At 46.2% G+C, this 19,637-nt stretch carries 18 protein-coding genes and 1 pseudogene; 8 read left to right on the forward strand and 11 right to left on the reverse strand.

Annotated elements, in window-relative coordinates; all coding sequences use genetic code 11:
• The first annotated feature begins 416 nt into the window (after nucleotides 1-416).
• A complete protein-coding gene (locus tag H6F50_RS09270) occupies nucleotides 417-605 on the forward strand; it encodes a hypothetical protein (protein WP_190416021.1) in 189 nt (62 codons plus the stop codon).
• Between the two features lie 39 nt (nucleotides 606-644).
• Here H6F50_RS09270 and H6F50_RS09275 read toward each other — a convergent pair whose 3' ends face one another.
• On the reverse strand, nucleotides 645-977 hold the full coding sequence (locus tag H6F50_RS09275) for a helix-turn-helix transcriptional regulator (protein WP_190416020.1): 333 nt from the start codon (nucleotides 975-977) through the stop codon (nucleotides 645-647).
• 114 nt (nucleotides 978-1,091) lie between these two features.
• On the opposite strand from H6F50_RS09275, the gene H6F50_RS09280 reads away from it, so the two are divergent.
• The 6 genes from H6F50_RS09280 (at nucleotide 1,092) to H6F50_RS09305 (ending at nucleotide 5,106) form a co-directional block, all read left to right on the forward strand.
• Nucleotides 1,092-1,889 carry a hypothetical protein gene (locus tag H6F50_RS09280; protein ID WP_190416019.1) on the forward strand — a complete coding sequence of 266 codons (798 nt, stop codon included), beginning with the start codon at nucleotides 1,092-1,094 and terminating at the stop codon, nucleotides 1,887-1,889.
• Nucleotides 1,886-2,386: a hypothetical protein gene (locus tag H6F50_RS09285; RefSeq protein ID WP_190416018.1), complete on the forward strand. Its 501-nt coding sequence runs from the start codon at nucleotides 1,886-1,888 to the stop codon at nucleotides 2,384-2,386. The genes H6F50_RS09280 and H6F50_RS09285 overlap by 4 nt, the downstream gene beginning before the upstream one ends.
• A complete protein-coding gene (locus tag H6F50_RS09290; protein WP_190416017.1) occupies nucleotides 2,383-2,604 on the forward strand; it encodes a hypothetical protein in 222 nt (73 codons plus the stop codon). The genes H6F50_RS09285 and H6F50_RS09290 overlap by 4 nt, the downstream gene beginning before the upstream one ends.
• A 129-nt stretch (nucleotides 2,605-2,733) precedes the next feature.
• Nucleotides 2,734-3,564 carry a DNA cytosine methyltransferase gene (locus tag H6F50_RS09295; RefSeq protein ID WP_190416016.1) on the forward strand — a complete coding sequence of 277 codons (831 nt, stop codon included), beginning with the start codon at nucleotides 2,734-2,736 and terminating at the stop codon, nucleotides 3,562-3,564.
• Between the two features lie 31 nt (nucleotides 3,565-3,595).
• Entirely contained in the window at nucleotides 3,596-4,141 is a 546-nt protein-coding gene (locus H6F50_RS09300; protein WP_190416015.1) for a hypothetical protein, read from the forward strand.
• A 356-nt stretch (nucleotides 4,142-4,497) separates the two neighbouring features.
• On the forward strand, nucleotides 4,498-5,106 hold the full coding sequence (locus tag H6F50_RS09305; RefSeq protein WP_190416014.1) for a hypothetical protein: 609 nt from the start codon (nucleotides 4,498-4,500) through the stop codon (nucleotides 5,104-5,106).
• Between the two features lie 588 nt (nucleotides 5,107-5,694).
• Here the strand turns inward: H6F50_RS09305 and H6F50_RS09315 are convergent.
• The 5 genes from H6F50_RS09315 to H6F50_RS09335 all read right to left on the reverse strand — a co-directional run bounded on the left by H6F50_RS09315 (nucleotide 5,695) and on the right by H6F50_RS09335 (nucleotide 10,046).
• Nucleotides 5,695-6,039, reverse strand: a complete 345-nt coding sequence (locus H6F50_RS09315) for a hypothetical protein (RefSeq protein WP_190428471.1) — start codon at nucleotides 6,037-6,039, stop codon at nucleotides 5,695-5,697.
• Between the two features lie 2 nt (nucleotides 6,040-6,041).
• Nucleotides 6,042-6,998 carry a tyrosine-type recombinase/integrase gene (locus tag H6F50_RS09320; RefSeq protein ID WP_190428472.1) on the reverse strand — a complete coding sequence of 319 codons (957 nt, stop codon included), beginning with the start codon at nucleotides 6,996-6,998 and terminating at the stop codon, nucleotides 6,042-6,044.
• Nucleotides 6,999-7,643: 645 nt separating this feature from the next.
• A complete protein-coding gene (locus H6F50_RS09325) occupies nucleotides 7,644-7,862 on the reverse strand; it encodes a hypothetical protein (protein ID WP_190428473.1) in 219 nt (72 codons plus the stop codon).
• Between the two features lie 239 nt (nucleotides 7,863-8,101).
• Nucleotides 8,102-8,695, reverse strand: coding sequence for a hypothetical protein (locus H6F50_RS09330; RefSeq protein WP_190428474.1), 594 nt, complete (start codon nucleotides 8,693-8,695; stop codon nucleotides 8,102-8,104).
• Nucleotides 8,696-8,897: 202 nt separating this feature from the next.
• The gene (locus H6F50_RS09335; protein WP_190428475.1) at nucleotides 8,898-10,046 is read right to left on the reverse strand and encodes a hypothetical protein; all 1,149 of its coding nucleotides are present in this window, start codon (nucleotides 10,044-10,046) and stop codon (nucleotides 8,898-8,900) included.
• Between the two features lie 354 nt (nucleotides 10,047-10,400).
• Here H6F50_RS09335 and H6F50_RS27020 point away from each other — a divergent pair.
• Nucleotides 10,401-10,508, forward strand: a pseudogene (locus tag H6F50_RS27020) (IS5/IS1182 family transposase); the annotation flags it as partial.
• Between the two features lie 88 nt (nucleotides 10,509-10,596).
• Here the strand turns inward: H6F50_RS27020 and H6F50_RS09345 are convergent.
• Genes H6F50_RS09345 through H6F50_RS09365 form a run of 5 tightly spaced genes read right to left on the reverse strand, consistent with a single transcriptional unit; the run spans nucleotide 10,597 to nucleotide 19,446 of the window.
• Entirely contained in the window at nucleotides 10,597-16,626 is a 6,030-nt protein-coding gene (locus H6F50_RS09345; RefSeq protein WP_190428476.1) for an FAD-dependent oxidoreductase, read from the reverse strand.
• A 5-nt stretch (nucleotides 16,627-16,631) separates the two neighbouring features.
• The gene (locus H6F50_RS09350) at nucleotides 16,632-16,961 is read right to left on the reverse strand and encodes a polyketide synthase dehydratase domain-containing protein (RefSeq protein ID WP_190428477.1); all 330 of its coding nucleotides are present in this window, start codon (nucleotides 16,959-16,961) and stop codon (nucleotides 16,632-16,634) included.
• Nucleotides 16,962-16,984: 23 nt separating this feature from the next.
• Entirely contained in the window at nucleotides 16,985-17,620 is a 636-nt protein-coding gene (locus tag H6F50_RS09355) for a beta-ketoacyl synthase N-terminal-like domain-containing protein (RefSeq protein WP_190428478.1), read from the reverse strand.
• Between the two features lie 11 nt (nucleotides 17,621-17,631).
• A complete protein-coding gene (locus H6F50_RS09360; RefSeq protein ID WP_190428479.1) occupies nucleotides 17,632-18,060 on the reverse strand; it encodes a beta-ketoacyl synthase N-terminal-like domain-containing protein in 429 nt (142 codons plus the stop codon).
• A gap of 48 nt (nucleotides 18,061-18,108) precedes the next feature.
• Nucleotides 18,109-19,446: an AAA-like domain-containing protein gene (locus tag H6F50_RS09365; protein WP_190428480.1), complete on the reverse strand. Its 1,338-nt coding sequence runs from the start codon at nucleotides 19,444-19,446 to the stop codon at nucleotides 18,109-18,111.
• Nucleotides 19,447-19,637 lie beyond the last annotated feature (191 nt).

The following is a 19,637-nucleotide window of genomic DNA, read 5'->3' on the forward strand; positions in this document are numbered from 1 at the left end:
CAACGCAAGGTTTACGATCGTCGTACTCCCCAACAAAAGGTGGCTCCTGCACTAATGGCGTTGCAATCTTTACCTACAGGTTCTTTGCCTCCACCGCCACCTCTATCTGTCAAAAATCTTTCAGACGCAGAGGGTTCATAATTGACCTGATACTATTTTGCTCAATGCTTGCTACACCTCCAGTGAAGGCAGGCAGAAAATAATTTACTAGGAGGACTCCTAGTAAATTATTTCAAGCAGGTGGGCTGGGTAGCTGAAACAATCACGATTTGTTAGAGGTTTGGAGCCATCCAGTTGCGCCTCACTCAAGCAGTTTAGGAAGCCTCTACGAATGCATTGTCTGGAAACATCTCGGTATAAGGTCTCATCCTCATAGTGTTAAAAGTGCTGCAACAACTCACTACGAGAAGAAAGAGATGACTGATGCTCAGACTAAGTTTTTAGCAACTATCAAAAGCCACAGCCCTCAAATGCAGGATAGTCCTGCATACAACAAGACAAAAGCTTTGGACAAAACAAAGTTGGCGTCGGAAATGATTATTAATGAGTTCCTCGAAGAGTTTGGTCTTGATCCTAATGAATACGGCCTTTACTCGAATCACTAACTTCTCCACTGCGATCCCGGAGTCGCCCATCATTGCTATTCATGCATTTACCAGATTAGTGTCTCTAGTTTGGTTGGGGGGTTTATTGAATCGCTTTGCTACGAGTATTAACAAATCTGAAACTTCTGCATCGTCCATTGATGCGATTGCAGCCTCTAAATTTGCGCTACCCATTAATCCAAAAAAGTAATCTTTGACTTCGTTAGGGAGAGCAGCAAGGAGCTTTTCTAAGCTATCACTATAAATCCGCTGTTTCCCGTTTCTAAAGCCGCTAATCATTTGCTGACTTACGCCAGATTGCTCAGACAACCACTTAGCGCTGATGCCATATCGATCAAGAGTTTTGTCGAGAGCATTAGAAAAATTCATCATAGTAATTCAGTAATTACTGCATTACCCTATATGATAATTCAGGAGCTACTTAATTTTTTTACTTCTTTTGTTAACCACAATTATGCCACGAAAATCCAATTCAGGGGGGCAAGGATGAGTGAACAATACTATCGTCTGACCCTGGAGGATGCGATCGCTAAATACAGCAGCGGCGACATTACCGCTAAGGGATTGCTTCACTTTTATATTCTCATCAAGTGCAAACCTGGCTGGAAGCTCAGGCTTGAGCAGAGCAGAGTTTGCAGCGAATTAGGCATTCAAAAATCAGCTTTCTACGGGGCGATAAGCCGTCTCAGAGAAGAGGGTTCTATTGATTGGGAAGCACCTAAAGGGATCGTTGTTTCATTGTCAACAAGCGCAGTTTTCCGCGAATGCGGAAAAGAGTCCACGATTGCGGAAACTGAGTCCACGATTGCGGAAACTGAGTCCACGATTGCGGAAACTGAGTCCACGATTGCGGAAACTGAGTCCACGATTGCGGAAAAGAATTTCTCGAAAAGTCCTTCTGGTGAGGCATTTGGCGATCCTCCAAATTCTTATCAACTTTTTATTAACTCTCTCTCAGAGGTAGAGAGAGAAAGTTTTTTAGAGTTTGGAAGAAAGAGGGCAGGTCAGTTGCCGAAACCTCCGGAATTGCCCGACAGATGGATCGCTGCCAATTGGGAAGAATTAAATCAGCTATGGCTTAAGCAGCTGTCACCGTCGCAGATGCCAGCGGTGAACAAACAAAAGTGGGCAAGTGACCCTCGCCGCGACGAATGGATCGCCCAAATTCGCCAAGGTAAACCGCGCTGGATTGCTCAAGGTGAGCCAGCACTTACCAGAGATGAGCGGAAAGCTTTTGCAGAGTGGGCTGATGCTAGCGGATTAATTTGGGGGGCTGAGTCATGAATCTCCCAAAACTTCCTCGTGACATTATTCGCCCGGAAGATGAGCCGGGGCGGGATAAAGAACTGTGGCAACCAAACTGGCGTTGTTTCTGTTGCCATGACACGGGCACAATTCAAACCTACCTGGTGCAAATGGTGATTGAAGATTACCGCTGGGACACTGACCGAATTCCGGTTTGCCAGAATCCCAGCTGCGTTGCTGCTTCAAACATTAGCCAGGGACTTGAGCCTTATCTGGATTATCGGCTAGACGCTGCAATATGCCAGCAACTTGACTTAATCGACCGCGATGGCTGGCGCGAGACGCTGCGAGATGTAAATCAGCGACGGCTGAATGTTCAAGCCGTGGCTCAAAAGATGAGTTTGAGAAAGAGTGATCGCACTTCAACGGAAGAGATGGAAGCTCGCCAGCGCCACTCCGCAGCTAGAGACGGCTGGGGCAGTGAAGTACAAAACGATGATGAACGTCAATGGCTTGCAGGGAGAAACGCAGAATGACACACGAAACACCGGATTTTAATTGCACTAATATTCGCTTTTTTGACGATCGCTCGGAGGCTATCCGTTACGAGATTTTAGCCGATGGTACTTGCTCATACTGTGGGCGCGAAGCGAAGTTTATCAAACTCCCCGATGGTGATGAAAGCCAGAGCAATTCTTGTAAGTCCTGCGATTCATTTAATGAGGAATTGCCCTCTGAGAGGTTCTATGACTAACCACATAGCGGGGCTTAAGGTAGGCGATCGCGTTGAGGGCTGGTGTCCGAAGTCCCGTTGTTGGGTAAAGGTTTCGGTGGATCGCGTATCTGCAAAATCATTTCAGGGCACTGATAAACATCTCGAAAAATGGACAGGGCTAACACAGTGGAGAGAACCCAGCAATTCACCCAACTTGACTTCTGTTCCGGCGTCGGGGCAGGCTTCGCTCTCGCCGGATTGCAACTCGGTTTCGACCTCGTTGGACTCTGCGAGAACAATCTCTACTGCCGCGACATCCTCAGCAAGCGATACCCTAGACGCACAATCCTTGGAGATATCAAGCATCTGGACTGGACAAATATCAAATACAGCTGCATCACTGATGCTGACATCATCACAGCCTCGCCACCATGCCAGCCTTTCTCAGTCCAGGGAAAGCGTAAAGGAGCCGATGACGAGCGAGATTGTTTCCCCGCCGTCATCAGAGCGATCGCAGCAGTGCAGCCCAGATTTTTCTGCATTGAGAACGTGCCCGGATTACTTAGCTGCCCTTTTAAACCCGGATGGGCAAGTGGCTCATACTTTGAAATCCTCGCTGGAGCTATTGAACAAATCGGCTACAGGTGGGAAAAACTTCTTATCAGCAGCGGACACTTTGGATCGCCCTTCCTTAGAGAGCGGGTACTTTTGGTTGGAATCTCCAGGGGGCTTAAGTTCGACTGGGGAAGGGCGACCACCTGGACAGACCAGGTTAGAGAGTTTTTTGAGAGAGAACGGGCTTCTCAACAAGGGCGAGGTATTAGACCCGGCTACCCTAAGCGATTGGTACAACATCCCGAAGAATTGGCTAGACCCCTTGGAGTTCCGAGCGGCAGCGGAACTATTAGAAGCCAGAGAGCAGCAGCTGGAAATCTTCTCGATCCTAGAGTCGCCGCCGTCGCCCTCCGTCGAGTCTTGTACTTGTCATCACTCTGTTGATGGTTGTGAGGCTTGCGGCTGGTTTACCACCGTGCGGTGGAACGAAAGGGACGGCTGGGGCGATGAACCGCTAGATCCCGATGATGTCTGGAGAATAGGCGATCGTGTCCGTTGGCGGAAGGGCTTACAGCAATTTGGCACAGTTCAGGGATTGCAGCAGCAGGAGCTACTAGGAGGTAAGTTACCCCTGATAGTTGTTCGCTGGGATGGTTTTGATAGCGATGTCCTCATTCCAGCAGAGCAACTTTGGCGGGTTTGGAATACGGACCGAGCGCAACCTAAAACTAATTCCCCAGAACCGACTAGAAAGCGATCGCCTAAAGGAACTCGTCAGCCAGGGCGATGTGACAAAGGGCAAGCTAATCCATCAGGCAGAATCGAGCTTCAAACTAAGCATAAAAAACTCAGTTCTGGGGAATTAAAAACTTATGAATACAACCTCTACCGTTATCAACTGGGAGGCAGAGGAAAGGTTTACTCTAAGGTCATCCCGATTGGGAAACTTGAAGAAGTTCGGGAAGCGATCGCAGCGGGTCATCCCGCCGCGATAATTGTTAGTTGGTTTTGGGGTAAATAATGGGCTACAAGCTCAGCATCAATATCAATAATTGCTCCAGAGCTGGCAGGGCAATTCCTTGTAATAACTCACAATTTCTGGCTGTAAAGCAGATGAAAAGACGATTCCTGCTGAAGGAAGTCTCCTTTCATTCAATGAATCGCCTCTGTATTAAAGGTTTATTGAGTTGGAAGCATGATGTAGCAAGGTTTGTAAGTCACTCCCACGAAGATACCCTGTAACCAATTGCAAAGGGTTTTGTATGGACACTACTGTTTCCATCAGTTTGAGGGCATTTTAGAGTGGCTATTTTGTCCAGTTGTCCACTGGACAAAATAAAATATGTCCAGTGGACAACTGGACAAGTTGAGATAATAATGGAAAATTTGATTAGTGTTAGCAGCTTACAAGAACGCTACAACCTAAGCAGCAGGCAGGCTGTAGACGATAGGATTAAGGGCTTAAACATCCAGAAGCCAGCACGAGGGAAGATTTCTCAAGAGCAACTGGACAAACTGGACAAACTGGACAAGTATTTAAAAACTGGGGGCAAGATTGAGAATTTTGCCCAGCCAGTAGAGGCTGAAATCCAGCAACTCCAAAGGATTTCAGCCGATGAGCGGGAATTGTCCACCGGGCAACTGGACAAGCCTGCATTGTCCAGTGGACAACTGGACAAGTCGTCAGACAATTTTATTGAACTGGTGCGAGAGATTGCCGCAGCACTGAAGCCAGTGGCACCACCAATGGAGCCGCTGCTATATCTCAAAGAATTGGAAAGGGCTGCGGCTGCTGGCTGGCTTCTCTCTACTGACCAAGTGACGAAACTCGTAGGGGTTAAGCCAATTACTAAATATGGTAAACACACTTTTATTCGTGGCTCCTTTGCCTTTTCTAAAATTCCCCTCAATGATGAGGGGGGCAAGCCTAGATTTAAAAAGATTGGCAGTCACACTGCTTGGCGCGTTTCCAAGGTTGTTGAATAGGCATTTAAAAAGCTCCTTAATCGGGGCTTTCATTTTTAGTCTGGTTCTGGGGAATTACGCTTTAGTCTTTTGTCCCATCTCTCAAACCTCTTAGTCGCGTCTTAGGTGAAAGCAATTTGCTATTTCGTCGGTAGAAGCTATCTTAATGTCCGTCAGCTCAGTAACTTTTATGTCGTTAGCAAATGAGGCTTTATTAGACCATGACCATGAGTAGCCATCGCGATGATACTGAAATCAGCGTACACGTGGACAATTAGTAAGGTAATAGCCAAGTGCAAGACAAGCAGAAACAGGAGCTAAAGGAAAAATAGCAAGCCTAAAATCAAAAGGCCCGCTAGTGTTAAGCAATGTATTAACGTGTTCTGCTAGTCGCGTCTGTATACTTTGCCATGACTCTTATCAGGTTCTACTCTAACAACGAGGGGATCGCCTGAAGGAAAATCTGGAATGAGGGCGGCTATTAGGCTATTGCAGGTTCTAAGCCAAATGGGTGTGAACCTTGTAGAAGTATCGTTGCCCATCCTGTAGTGATTCTGCCGCGCTCAGGTAAGCTGTTTCGTACCCAGGCTTGGTCGCTACGAAGTTGCTTTATATACTTAACTGAGTTTGTATTTTTTTGCCCATCAAGACGGGTATGACAGTTTTGACAAAGCAAAATGAGATTGTCGTATTCATCCCGCTCTTTTTAGCCAGGGTTTTGTTTGCACGTGGACCTGAATCACTTGAGGCTTCTATATGCGCTATTTCACCAATGATGACGATAGTGTCGTAGTCGGTAGCATCTGCATACAGTTCAATTCGATAGGATGGAACTGCATAACGCCCCGCAGCACGCCCCCAAAGAATTTTTAGCGTCCGGTTACTGTAGCTTCGTCCTGACTTTTGGGTCATTACCCCTTCAAACGACATAACTAAAGGATGAAGCGATCGCACCTTCACCCTCGCCGAGTGTAAGGAATCTCCAACCGCTCCACAGCTTTACGCTTCGTTTCTTCCCCGCGTCGGTCATACTTGGCAGTGGTCACGGGTGAAGCGTGTCCTGCGAGTTTCTGCACCGTGACAATATCAGTACCAGCATCAAGGAGGTCTGAGCAGAACGTCCTTCTAAAATCGTGGGGAGAAAATGCTGCTACAAGAGCTTCATTCGCGCGTTTTTGCACAATCAATAACACCGCTTGGGGAGTCATCCGTCGCCGTTCCACCCGTCCGCCTTTCCTGATGGGACATAATAGCGGACCCGGTGACAAGCCTCTGACAACAAGCCAATCTTCCACGAGAGCGCTCGCTACACTCGACAGATACACAGTTCTATCTTTCCCCCCCTTCCCATCGCGCACTTCCAGCTGACCGCGGCTGGCGTTAAAGTCTTTCAAGTCCAGATTTACCGCTTCAGCCCGACGCAATCCAGCGCCCCTCAAAATAGCGATGAGCGCCGCATCTCTAGCACCCGTGGGTGTTGCGTCATCAACGCACACCTGAAAGAGCGCGGCAATTTCATCCTGACTCAGTGCCCGTCCTCTGAGTCCTTTTTTGACTGCTACGCTCGGAAAATCCACCGCATGAGCATAATCAGTCGCATCCATCAAATCCAATCTCAGCGCTTCTTTGAGCACTCTTCTCAACGCACACAGCATCTTATTCGCCGTCGCCGGGGCGTATCGTTTCATCAGCGCCGTGCGGATAGCAGCAGTGTTTTGATAGCGCAGTGCTGCCCAATTCAGCGTCATTGCATCGCACTGATTGTTCGTCAGGAGTTGGGCGATCGCATCGAGTGATTGCTGCATTGTCGGTCTGGAACCATCCGCCAGTCCATCCAAATATACCGCTGCTGGGTGTTGAGTCAGTGGCAGCGGTATTGTCAGCACCAGAGTTTTCGCGGCTAGGCGACTCATTTACTTATCAGAAGTGTCGTTCTAGAAAGCTATTTAATCATGGAGTTAGTTCGCTTGGGAACTAATCGATGGGGAGCGATCACATCGGTCTTGCTTGGGTTAGCTGGATGTCTGCTACTCGGCGAAAATAGATGGTTGGTGCAACCAGGGGTACCCCTGACTTGAAACTATTGATATGTATAGATTTCAGCCTTTGTCTTTTAACGATGAATGATACCCGTTTTCACGGCTTATTAATAAGTTTTCTAAATATACTAATTTGACTGGATTTGACAAACTCTCTTAAATTTGGATTTTTGATAAATTTCTGAAAATGCGACTATCTATTCATTTATGCTCAACTCAAATCTGAGATTGCCTGATAAGAGTTGAGAATGAATGGCTAAACCCCATTGGGATACAGAAGAACTCGTCGAAAATGGACACTTCTTCCCCAAGAATTACCTACTTTTTTGGTCGCGCTCATTATGGCTTTGACTGATAATTTTTTCGATGGTAGCAGATGGCGAGAAAATATCTTTGCCAAAAATGGAAGTTGGTTGGTGAGAAATAGCATGGGTCAATCCCTCATGCTGGGGTAAATATTTTCAGCATACTTTGCCTAGAAGGAGACAAATTAGGCAAAGTTATGATTTGTATTACTTATCAATTCCGCCCCAAAAAGGGTTGACTTTTGTGACAACACACGAGCATTGCCCCTGGTTGCACGAACCTTCTATTTTCGCCGTCTCGCACGGACTCAACTTCTCTTGGCACCAGGTATTCCCGCACTCTCACTTCAGCATACTTATGGGAGTTTGGAGAACAGCGAAATGGATTAAGAAATTTACCAACTTTTGATTGTTGAGTAGAAGAAGGAGCCATACTTAGACCCCCTGAAAAATCAATCAACTTTAGGGCTGTTTTCCCTACTTTCGCCCTAAAGTAGGCATTTGAGTTAATGTTGCATCAATTAGTAACTATGTACTAAATCGACCCGGTTTGTAGCTTCATTGCATTGGGACTAACTAGAACAGACAGTGGTAACGATACTCTGCCATAGCTGGCAAATTGCTGGTTGCGTTCAGAGAACCAGTCGGAGGAGTAAAAAAAGCCTGAAACCTCTATCTGATAAGCATTTCAATCGCTACTTTGCGACTGGTGTCACCTTCGCTATATTTGCGCCTCTCAGGTACAAGATGACCAATCAATAACTTCAAGAATAATGCTGGGATGAACCACTCTAACCCAGGTGTAAAACCAACTTTGTAAAGTCCTATTGCAACAGCAATCAGATACAACCCCACAGCTAAGGGTCGCTTGAGGTAAACGGGTACAGCTAACACAACTGCCGTCGCCAAGAGTAGACAAGCACTCACTGACGTGAAGTAGTTCCAGTCAAATCCTACACCCACGCGAAAAAACCATGCCGCGAGTGCAATGTGGAGCAGGTGCGGCAGTATAAATGTAATGTGCTCAACTGAATTCACTTCGGGTCGGTGGTACCAACGCTTTGTCGTATCGGTTGCATTACAAACAGCACCGCCAATAATATCGAAGCCGATGATTGCTCCAACAGCAATTGGTAAGAAGCCAAACCCAAGCAACCAAAGCCGAAATGCTGCCAAAGCTGCACCTACAAAGGCACTGGTAAGAATCAAGATATTTTCGGCGGGAGTAGCACCCGGTCCAATGAGCCGATCCCAAAGTCCAAGCAAACCACTACGAAGAGTAGGGAATTCGTAGCGATTGACCCTGTTGATACAAAGTTAACTATCAATTGATGTCAAGTTTAGCTAATGGTGAGGCTTAACTTCCGGTTCAGCAGTGGGTCGAAAGTCGATCCAGCGATCGCCTTCGCCTTCGGTACTGTATTGCTATACAAAGGCGTACCTTGACAGCATTGTCGCAACCTCTAACTCAAGAATCTCTTAGGAAAGAGAGGTTTACTTTGCCAACTTTGTCAGTCTTTAATTCGGTAAACCAGAGATTTCCATCAGCTCCTCGTATGATGCGATGCATCACTGTTCCGGGAGTCGGAACCTCATAGAAATCAATTGGAATATTGCTGATATCAGAAGAATTGGTGGTTAGAATCTGCTTGTCAATTTTAATCAGGTGATCGCTGCCAGGTGGTGACGGGTGATTCGCATCCACATATTGCTGAACCCAGAGGTTATGGTCGGTGTCAAATGCCAGTGCTGCTAGAAGAACATTATTTTGCAGCTTGGGTACTGGAAATTCAGTAATGCAATTAGTTTTGCAGTTCTGTTTAATGCGTCCAACGTTGTTGCCAGCCTCTTCGGTAAACCACATATTACCATCCGGTCCAGGCACAATCGCGATCGGACGACTGTTGAGAGTGGGAATCTTGAACTCTTCAACGGTTCCATTGGATGTAATGCGTCCAATGGCATTGCCTACTAGCTCGGTAAACCACATATTGCCTTCGGCATCTGCATGGATATAGATCGGTACACTGCCTACAGTTGCTCTTGGATTGTTTACCGTTGAGATGGGGAAAGTGTCAATGGTGCCATCTGGTGTAATGCGACCGATGGTACCAGTGGCTTTGCCAGTGTACCAAACGGTTTTACCATCGCTGCCAATTGCTAAGCCATGCGGATGGGTGTTAATTTCCTCGGTACAGGTGGTGCAGTCTAACTGAACATCGTATTTAGTGGCTGAATCGTAGTTGGGATGCGTCGGATCGAGGCGGATAATTTCTCCGGCAAATTCAAGGGTGACCCAAAGCTGACCCGCTTGATCGAAGGCAATCCCGTGGGGGCCACTGTTTTGAGGCATGCGGTAGAAGGTCATTGTGCCATCTGGTTTGATGGCGATAAGCTGATCGTAGTTTTGCCCCGTGATCCAGAGGGTATCGCCATGAAATGCCATTTCATGGGTTGAACCCCGTAGGTCAGAGGGGGTCGAATATCGGTTAGGGTAGGAAATGGCAAAATCGACAATTTCATCTGCAAATGCCAATTCAGTGAATGAAAAAGCACTTCCTAGTATTAGTAAAAGTCCAATTAAGATAGCACAGAATATTTGACCTAATATTTTCATTAACTAACCTCTTGAATTCAGGACTTTTAAGAATTTATACACAATTTCTCACACAAAATCCAGATGCAATCGTTGCTCAGTAAAGAATTAAGTACGCAATTGGAAATTGTTTGTTTTAGGTGTACTGATATGAGGTTCAATTGGAAAATTTTCACCTTCACATAGCAAATAGTGCTTTATAGCAAGCAGATGCAACCCGGAAAACCACAGGTCACTCCACAACTTTAGCAAGTTACAAGCGCAGCACCAGTTTGAGCTGGTAGATGGCAGGTTCGGATGAATCCGACATTGAGCCATCTTACCGCGTCGCCTGCTCTATCTCCCCCCCCAAAAAAATCGCTCTCTACTTGCGATTGGTTATCTTGGTGTCGTCTGAATGTAGATTTCGAGCGATTACCTGCTTCCTCAGAGGCATTTATCTACATTGCGATGATTCGACTGATGCTACGCAGACTTGCCTGATGTTTCTCTGACTTCCTCCGTATTTCCAAATATCCTCTTAGCTCCCCGGCTTCTTAAAGAAGTCGGGGATTTCGACTTCACAAATCAATTAGGGCTTCGCTAATACACAATGCTCTTTCTGAATGAGCTGACGTAATTTAGCAACTAACTTTTGGCTGTCAATAATTGAGTAGTGATCGACACCCGAAATGATTTCTGTACGAACAGAATTTTGGACGTAAGGTTGCCAATCAAAACTCGCTTCAACCCCTTCTGGATATCCCTGAATGGCTGCTTGTTTTTCGGCTTTTAATAGAAATACGGGACAGGTACATTTCCGCGTCGGGGTGTATGCTCTCATTGCTTGCCAATTGAATTTAAAGACCTCAAACAATCGTTCGGTTCGCTCGGATTGCAAGTCTAAATTGCTGGCGAGTACGTCTTTGTTGAACCAGTCAGAAAGGAAGGTTTCTAAATCTTCTTGATCGCTATTAGAATATTGAGCTGTTTCGCTCAAAGGAGCAGGCGAATCGAATAAGGCGACGAAGTCTACTTGTTCGCGATTTTCCAGAAGTTGGAGAGCCATTTCAAATGCAACTAATCCTCCAAATGACCAACCGCTGAGGGAATAGGGACCTTCGGGCTGGCGTTTTTTGAGGGCTTGAATGTACCGCGCCGCCATATCGCTAATGTTTGCGATCGCTTTTCCGGTTTCTACCCCTTGTGCTTGAATGCCATAGAGCGGATAGTCTTTACCCAGGTGACGGAACAGTCCGGCGTACTTTGAGGTGGTACCGCCAATGGGATGTACGCAAAATAAAGGATTGTGGCGAGTTGCATTCTGGTTGGAATCGCCTTTGCGAAATTCCACTAGCAAGGGGTCAAGCTGAGAAACCGTTGCATAAGACTGTTTAGCATCTTGCTCTACAATATAGTTTGCCACCGCTTCAATCGTGGGCAACTCCAACCACACAGACGGTTCAATCCGCCAACCCAGCCAACTGGTAAGTTCTCCAATTAAACCCACTGTCAGCAGTGAATCTAGAGGATAGCTTTCTAAGGGAGCTTGCGGATCGATTTCCGTTACTGGCACGTCTAAGTCGGCTGCCATATGGTTCACGATCCAATCTTTAACTTTTTCCAACGTCAGTTCTCCGGCATATTGTTCTTGGGAGACGCCAACTACTGCCGTTGCGGCGGCATAGGGTTCGCGCACGCGCACGCCTTCACGCGCTGGTAGGAAGAAGCGACGCACTAATTCTCTGGCATAGGCAACGTTCGCTTCAATTAATTCAAAGTTGAGCAGGCTACCCACGTAGTAAGTATGGTGTTTCCCCTGCATCGCCTCAAACTGTTGGTAATAGCCGTCTTTCAACTCTAGGCGGCTAACGTGGGGCATATATTTCCAGGCGCGTTGCGCGTGTACCTGAACGAGCTTACCGCCCATACGCTCCACATCTGCTTTGATATAGCCAATGATGTCATCACCCGTTATCGAGGCATTGCCATAGGAATAGACCGCATAAACATCAGTTTCGTCGTAGCGGTGATGGAACGAAACAATATGCCCGATTGTAGACAGGTCGAGATTGTTTTCTTTCAAGAAATAGAAGGCATTGCGTGGGATGCCCTCAATGGTGCAAACGGTTGTGTAATAGTCGAGGTAGCGAATTTTGCCAAAGAGTTCTCGTTCTTGGGGCGAAGCATCGAGAAATTCTAGAGAGTGGTCAAAGGGAAGTGCTAGAACAATCTCATCAAAGTCAAATTCCTCGTTTTCCGTGATGATGCGAACCCCTTTCTCTATGCGCTCGACCTTGGTAACGTGGACGTTGCAGCGAACATCCTGCAATTGTGCGGCTAGCTTGTTCCAGACATTCAGCCAACCCCCCTTAACCGTCATCTGCTGGCGATTTTTCACATTCGGGTTGAGGGACATGAACCCGGCGGCATCAGAGTATTTGATGAAATTCATCACGGGGATGGAGTCATCAGCGAGGTAGCCGTAACCAGCGGCCGTATGACCGATGCCCAAGGATTTCTCCATCTCTGGAAGCTGATTTTTGCTCAACCACTCAGAAACCGATTCACTCAGCGCATCGCCAACATGCACCAGTCCGGGGCGGGCAATGCCTGGAAACTCCGACCACTTCATAACGTGGTATTTGAGAAAGTTCTGCTTCTCATACAGGGAAGCATCATCTGGTACAACGGTTTGCTGCTGAAAATCGTAAGTGAAATAGGGGGTTGTTCGTTCGCGTTCGACTCCTAACTCATCCAACAGTTGCTTGGTGGCGTGATACTCTTCGGTGTAAACATGACCGCCCCAGTCGTACCAGTACCCATCAATTTCTATCGATGCACATTTGCCAGCAATCTGCAACTGACGCTCCAAAACCGTTACCTTATGTCCCAGTCGTTCCAGTTCATAAGCAGTAGTTAACCCAGAAACCCCCGCACCGATAACGCAAACATGACGGGGTGATTCGAGGCGGACTGGTTCGTCTGGCGAATTTGACCCGGTTCCCTGGACGGGTACGAATTGCTCAAACGCATCAACTAGCACTGCGCCGAGGAGGGCGACTTCAGCTTTAAACCGCAACTCGTGGGGCGAGATTTCCTGCTCAAAGAAGGTGTTGACGGTCGCTTGTGCTTGTTCTAAATTCTCGACAGGAACTTGCTGATAGGCGGTACCAATGGCACTGATTAACGTCCATTGTGGTTGCTCGCTGTGTTTGACCCAACAACCAGTAAATTCTCTCAGGATAACCATGCCGTCTTCTAGTCGAATATCGACGGAACGATGGATGGCTACAGCTCGATTGTCATCCACTGCCAGAATTTTTGTTGGACTAGAGCAATAGTTCGCTGCACTGCTTAAATAAGCACCGCCCAGCCAGTAGCGTTGCAGTTGCTTGCGGTTGGTAAAAATCAGTGCCTTAATATTTCCCTGTCGATCCTCCGCCCGCAGGCACACTCGACGGTGCAACTGAGTTAACGCCTCGATTTCATCCCGATTGGTGACAGAAGCGAACTGGGCGTATTGAGCAATACTCGCTTGGAGTTCCTGAGTGGGAGTGGGTTGCTGTGCGATGACTTGATCCAACACCTCTCCCCAAGCGAAAAACTGTTTTAAGACGTGGCGCAGGGCGGCTGGATATTTAGATAAAACGGTTTCCGTGACGTGCAACGCCAGTGTTTCTTGTGCATCCAAAAAATTGCGGCGTTTGGCAAAGTCGTGAATGGTTTGAGCTGCCTTTTCTAAGGCTTCTTTGAGGGAAACGTCTTCAATGGTCGGGATACTCTCCAACGCCATGAGTGCGGCTGTGGGCTGCCCGGTTTTTCTCATACTTTGGACAATTTCATAAACCAAAGTGCGAGCGTGATTGACGGATGCCCCCTCGTAGGGAGATTTTGCCCAAATAATTCCCAGACTTTCCGGCGCATTCCAGACGTTAAATTCTAAGGGTTCGATGACCTCGTTGGGAATGATTTGTCGCAACGAGAAGCGAGCGATCGTATGGTAAGGATAGAGTTCTTCGTCCCAGCCGATGGTCGTTTCCCTAGCAGCTTCGTTTAACTCCTCCGACTCTTCCACCTCTCGCAACTGGATTTGTAGTAGGTAGTCAACCCCTCCGTTTTCGACTCGCTGCTGAAAATCATCCCGCAAATACGTTCTGGGACGGGTATCGTTTTCTTTGCGAGGAACGTGATCCATTGGGGCTGGCATATCGGCTGGATTAATAAAGCCGGAGTCGGGAGACATATCGGCATTCCGCAGGCGGTAGCGCATGAAGCGGCGTTTGCCATCGTTACCGATAAACCACACCGTCATTTTGTTGAAATAATGCAGTTTGGTACAGGATTCGGCGTTGCGGGCGATGTATTGGAAATTGGGAATGATCGAGGGATACTCCTCCGTCATTTTCAACCGCTCTGGCATACTGCTGTTAAACCAGCGGAAGAAGCACTGAGCATGGGGCCAGGGAAAGTTATGCCCCGTGTTCATAATCACGTCCAAGAGGGTTTTATTCAGATCCAGGTCTTCCCATTTGGCATCGGCAGAACCATCGACAATCCGGAAGGTGGCAGAACGAACATCCATAATGGCATCGTCTTCAAAGCCTTTCCCTGCTGCATGACGCACGATGACGGGAAACTTTTGACCGGGTACGAAAAATGGATGGGCCGGTATATTCGGCTGAGGCAGAAATTCAACTTGCCCGAAGCCTGTAACCCCGACAGTATGGGTCGAACGACGTTTTAAATCTTTACCCCGCTGTCCGGTGAGCAACGCTAAGTTACTGATTAGTTTGTGAAATTCGGGTGTCATCCCTCGCAATCGAGGGTCTTCTTGTTGATCCGAACTCGTGGTTTCTTGATAGGCGATGGTATCGATTTGGAAGGCTTGTTCTTGCAAGGTTCCCTTGAGGTACGCTTGCTTGCAGGCTTGGCGGCGGAGTTTACCACTGGTGGTTTTCAAGATTGTACCGGGAGATGCGATCGCAACCGTGCGACACGAGACCTGATGTTCTCGCAATAAGTGGGAACGAATCAGGCGCACGATTTCGTGGAGTTGTTCGGAGGAGGGTTTATTGGCACGAATCTCTGCAATGACCGCAATTTGCTCTTCGCCTCTGACGACGGGATCGGATACGGAAAACGCCACCGCTCCTCCCGGTAAAATTAACGGATGGCAACGGCAGACTGTTTCTTCTAAATCTTGCGGGTACAGATTTCGTCCCCGGACAATAATCGCGTCCTTTAAGCGTCCTGCAATATAGAGTTCGCCATCCAACAAAAAGCCTAAATCGCCTGTGCGAAGATAGCGTCCTGCACTCTCATGAATGCCAGCCTCGAAAAGTTCCCTAGAAAGTTCCGGCAATCCCCAATATCCCAGCGCCTTACTGGGAGAATCGACCCAGATTTCGCCTACCTCTCCCGCTTGGCGTTGCTGATAAGTTTCGGGATCGACAATCCGCACATCGACTCCGGCAAGTGGCTTGCCACATCCCACCAAGGTTAGGGTACGACCATCTTCGGGAATCTCTGCTACCTTAACAACCCGTTCCCACTCCAGCGAGTCTCGTTCCACCGTAACGCGGCGACGCCCCAAGCCCGAAATACCGACGGTATGTTCTGCCAGTCCATAGGCGGGACAAAAAACTTGAGGATTGAGATTGCAGACAGCGAAGGCATCGAGAAACAGATCAACAGTAGTAGGTCGAATGGGTTCGGCGGCACTCATCACCACTTGTAGCGAACTTAAATCCCACTGCTGTCGCTGTTCTGGTGTCGTCTTGCGGACGGATTGCAGATAGGCAAAGTCTGGCGCGGCTGTATGGGTTGCCTGGACGCGGGAGAGTACCTCAAACCAAACCGCAGGACGTTGGACGAATGCCAGGGGAGACATGAGATAAAGATGACCGTTGCCATACAGTGAACTCAAAATCCCACTGACCAAACAAAAGTCATGGAAATGAGGCACCCACGCCACTAGTCGCGAGTCGGCATTGAATCCTAACTCCTCGCCGGTTACGCTCAACTGATGCATGATGTTACCGTGGCTAATCATCACACCTTTTGGTGCGGAAGTTGAGCCAGAGGTGTATTGCAAGTAAGCGACATCCTCTAACGTCGGCGCGTGACGTTGGGGCAACGATTCAGGATCATTTTGCAGGTCGTCTGTTCGATAGCAGGGTAACTCTGACCAAAACCCTTTTTGATCGAGAAACAAACTCGCCTCAGTCTGGCGCTTCACCGCCAGGTACTCTCCATTCGTGAGAATAGCTGAACTGCCACTATTTTGCGCGATCGCTTCAAATGCGGATAGGTCATGTTGCAACTTGAACGGATTGGGAGGCGCAACGGGAACGGGAATCACACCCGCCAACAAACAGCCAATCAAGGCTTTGACGAAATCCAGCGATTGAGGGTAAACGAGTAAAACGCGATCGCTAATTTTCAGGTTGCAGTCCCGGATGAGGAATGCTGCGATTTGCTTTGTCGTGCGATCGAGTTCTTGGTACGTTAGAGATTCTTGGTCTTGCCCATCTGCATTGACAAACGTATAGAGAATGCGATCGGGTTCTTCTGTTAATTGTTGACGGAATCTATCGAGAACCGTTTCTTTCATTGTCATAAATTTCACCATTTCAGTTGCCGACTAATCGTTACTTCTGCGCCAAACACTCGCGAATAAACCTTCCCTTCCTGGTCATGCGAGGTAATGTTCGCGACTACTTTTGTTTCATTGCTCAACTGCACGTCCATCGAAACATAGAAAGGTTTTTCCACGGGAATCTCTCGAAAATGCTCTCCTTTTTGACATCGCAAAGGTAAACTTCCAGCTTGGTTAAAATGCCGCACCCAAATCAACAGGCATTGAAATGCCATATCTGCGGCGATGGGATTAAATGCCTGTGGTGGAATCTGTCCAAACTGTCTTTCCTCTACTTTGGGTAAGACACATTTCATAGTTAGCTTTTCTGCATTGAGGTTTAAAATTTTTTGAACTTATTGAAAGCTAGCGCCATGAAACAACGTCCCATTTTAGTAGGTAGAGAGACTCGCCAATGCCTTATCTTCATTGCTATTAAAGGCTTCATAAATTGGAGCCGTTGGATTTTTCGCACCAGCTTATCTGACTGCTGTAATGATAGCGGGGCGTTCTGAGCATCCTTAAGGCGCTTCAGTACCATCATCCCGATTGCTTCACTGAAAAGCATTCCATCAAAATCAGCATTAAATAGTTTGATTTTTTGCTGTTTAGAAAAAGTGTGAATTTTACTAAAACACATATGCATAAAAATTGAGTTATCAGTATCTACACCCCAAACCAGGATCATGAAGCTACGGTATGCAGCCAACTTGCTAATAGCCATTTGTACGCCAGTTAATGAACTCGCCGAGGCAGCATTTACAATACAGTTAATCTGGCTCAAATTTAAGCGGTTAGCAATCCATTGAGCCATGATGTTGCCTAACGTACCGGGAAAATAATTTTCTTTCCATCCAATGTAAATCAGTTTATTCTTTTTAAGAATTTGTTGGGTATCTTCATCAAGCAAGCTACTGCTTTTCAACACCTCTTCTAAAACTGAAAACCGCAAACAATTAGTCAGGAATGTAATCAATTCTTATGCCCTCAAACACCTAAAATAATGGCTGACGTAAACCCATTGAAGTTTTCAGATTTATTATGTACAGCATCTTCAATTGCCCATTTAGCAACCACTAGCGACAGCAGTTGAGAAACATCTGTTATTTTTAAAATATTAGGAAGCATCCTGAACTCCATCGGATTAAAACTAACATAAGAAATAAAGCCGCCTCGCTTGCAACACATCTTATCCAGCGCTTTAGGATCGCGATTGTAGTAATCATCTATATGCCAGTCCCAGAGAAAAACTTCAGTTATACAATCAACTTGATTTATGAGGTTTATCCAGTAATCTCGTAAATTAATAGCTCTTATCAAGATAAAATTTATACTAATAAATGTAGCAAAAATACGATTAAATTCGCAGTTAATTTTGCTATTTTCGTAAAAATTATTAACATTCAAATAAATCATCTTTATTAAATAGTTTTAAAGCCTTAATTAAGATTATTATCATTAGCTTTAAGAGCGTTCGCCAAAATACTGCTGATACAGATCGCAGCTAACCATTGCTAGCTTGTCTTGCATCGTCACCAGCCCAATACTCTGTAACTTAAACGCCTGTAACTGCTCCAACTCAACGGGGGCTTTTGCTCTTAACATCTTCTCAAATGCTGCTGCTAGTTCAGGATGCTGCTGTAGGTACCACGATTTTTGATGCAGGTATTCACTATAAACTCCGGTATCTGAAGCAGCCGTTTGTAGCAGTTCCTCTAACGTTAAACTCCCTTGAGCCAGATGATATAAAGCAACACGTAATAGATAGGGATGACCAGCCACTAGCCACATCAACTGAGATAGCTCGTGGATTGATAGATTGAGTCGATGGCGGTCAGCTAAATCCTGTACTTGTTCCCAAGTAAATGAGTCTAACTGAATCTGTATCCCTACCTTAAAGGGAGACTTATTCATATTTAAAGAGGTATAAGCTTCCGTAGAATTTATCACTACTAAGCGGAGTTTTTTCCAAATATCGTTATCTTTCGCTTCCTCATGCCAAGAACGCAAAAGGGATAAAAAATCTTGGGTAACTTGGGGATATTGAAAAATTTCATTTACTTCATCCACTGCTAAAAAAAGTGGTTTATCAATTTGTGTTAGTAGATAATCTTGAAAGTAGTTTGTACAGCTAGCCTTACTACCTAAATCCTCAGACCAATAGTCATCCAATCTCGGTTTTAGTTTCAGTCTTTGACTCACTTCGTAGGCAAACCATCGCAATAACCTATTTAGGTTTGCGAGAATCAACTGATCTACTCTCTGCAAGTTCAAGCTGACTGTTTGATAGCCTAACCTTGTAGTATGAGCGAGAATCCTTCCCATCAAAGAGGTTTTGCCCATCTGTCTGGGTGCTTGGATATGGATAAAGGCTCCTGGCTTCATAATTTCTGTGTAACATCTTGTTTCATGAGGGACTCGCTCGATATAAAAGGAAGAATGTATAGAAACTCGTCCCTCTGGAAATTCCAAATCCATCAATTCTGAATTTACTGTCTCAATTAGGTTGCCAGTTTTCCTCAAAACTTGGTTCAACCATTGCCTTTCCACGATAGAACGAAAATTATTTTTACTAACTTTTACTCCCAATATGCCAGACAAAAGCCGCCATAGCTGAGGAGCAACTGTTTGTTGAATATAACTTGGGGAATATTCTAATTCTTTGGCAAATTGCTCATAAGTTTTTCTAGGATATTGCCAAAACTGATGCAACACAGCTTTTTGAATATTATTGAGAGATTTTCCGGTTTTTGCAAAGAGCAATTTTTCAACAAATTCTAAGCCGTCACGGCTTTCTTCCATAGCTAGTAAACTAAAAATATACATTGCAAAGTTGTTAGCTATAACGACCTAATTTTATAGCGCTAAAGAGTAAACTAGAACTTAATTAAAACTAGTTTTTTTATTTTCATACGGAGTATAAGGTAAATAAAACTAAAATTTTTAATTCCTTAATCTATATTTAACAATCACTGTTTTTAATAGTAAACATA

The sequence above is a fragment of the Coleofasciculus sp. FACHB-712 genome (genome assembly GCF_014695635.1).
In the GTDB taxonomy this organism is placed as follows: Bacteria; Cyanobacteriota; Cyanobacteriia; order Cyanobacteriales; family FACHB-T130; genus FACHB-T130.

Excerpts from the sequence above, each read along its gene's own strand:
- H6F50_RS09270 (WP_190416021.1), top strand. The coding sequence starts at position 417 with ATGACTGATGCTCAGACTAAGTTTTTAGCAACTATCAAAAGCCACAGC.
- H6F50_RS09275 (WP_190416020.1), bottom strand. The coding sequence starts at position 977 with ATGATGAATTTTTCTAATGCTCTCGACAAAACTCTTGATCGATATGGC.
- H6F50_RS09280 (WP_190416019.1), top strand. The coding sequence starts at position 1,092 with ATGAGTGAACAATACTATCGTCTGACCCTGGAGGATGCGATCGCTAAA.
- H6F50_RS09285 (WP_190416018.1), top strand. The coding sequence starts at position 1,886 with ATGAATCTCCCAAAACTTCCTCGTGACATTATTCGCCCGGAAGATGAG.
- H6F50_RS09290 (WP_190416017.1), top strand. The coding sequence starts at position 2,383 with ATGACACACGAAACACCGGATTTTAATTGCACTAATATTCGCTTTTTT.
- H6F50_RS09295 (WP_190416016.1), top strand. The coding sequence starts at position 2,734 with ATGGACAGGGCTAACACAGTGGAGAGAACCCAGCAATTCACCCAACTT.
- H6F50_RS09305 (WP_190416014.1), top strand. The coding sequence starts at position 4,498 with ATGGAAAATTTGATTAGTGTTAGCAGCTTACAAGAACGCTACAACCTA.
- H6F50_RS09320 (WP_190428472.1), bottom strand. The coding sequence starts at position 6,998 with ATGAGTCGCCTAGCCGCGAAAACTCTGGTGCTGACAATACCGCTGCCA.
- H6F50_RS09325 (WP_190428473.1), bottom strand. The coding sequence starts at position 7,862 with ATGGCTCCTTCTTCTACTCAACAATCAAAAGTTGGTAAATTTCTTAAT.
- H6F50_RS09335 (WP_190428475.1), bottom strand. The coding sequence starts at position 10,046 with ATGAAAATATTAGGTCAAATATTCTGTGCTATCTTAATTGGACTTTTA.
- H6F50_RS09345 (WP_190428476.1), bottom strand. The coding sequence starts at position 16,626 with ATGACAATGAAAGAAACGGTTCTCGATAGATTCCGTCAACAATTAACA.
- H6F50_RS09350 (WP_190428477.1), bottom strand. The coding sequence starts at position 16,961 with ATGAAATGTGTCTTACCCAAAGTAGAGGAAAGACAGTTTGGACAGATT.
- H6F50_RS09360 (WP_190428479.1), bottom strand. The coding sequence starts at position 18,060 with ATGATTTATTTGAATGTTAATAATTTTTACGAAAATAGCAAAATTAAC.
- H6F50_RS09365 (WP_190428480.1), bottom strand. The coding sequence starts at position 19,446 with ATGGAAGAAAGCCGTGACGGCTTAGAATTTGTTGAAAAATTGCTCTTT.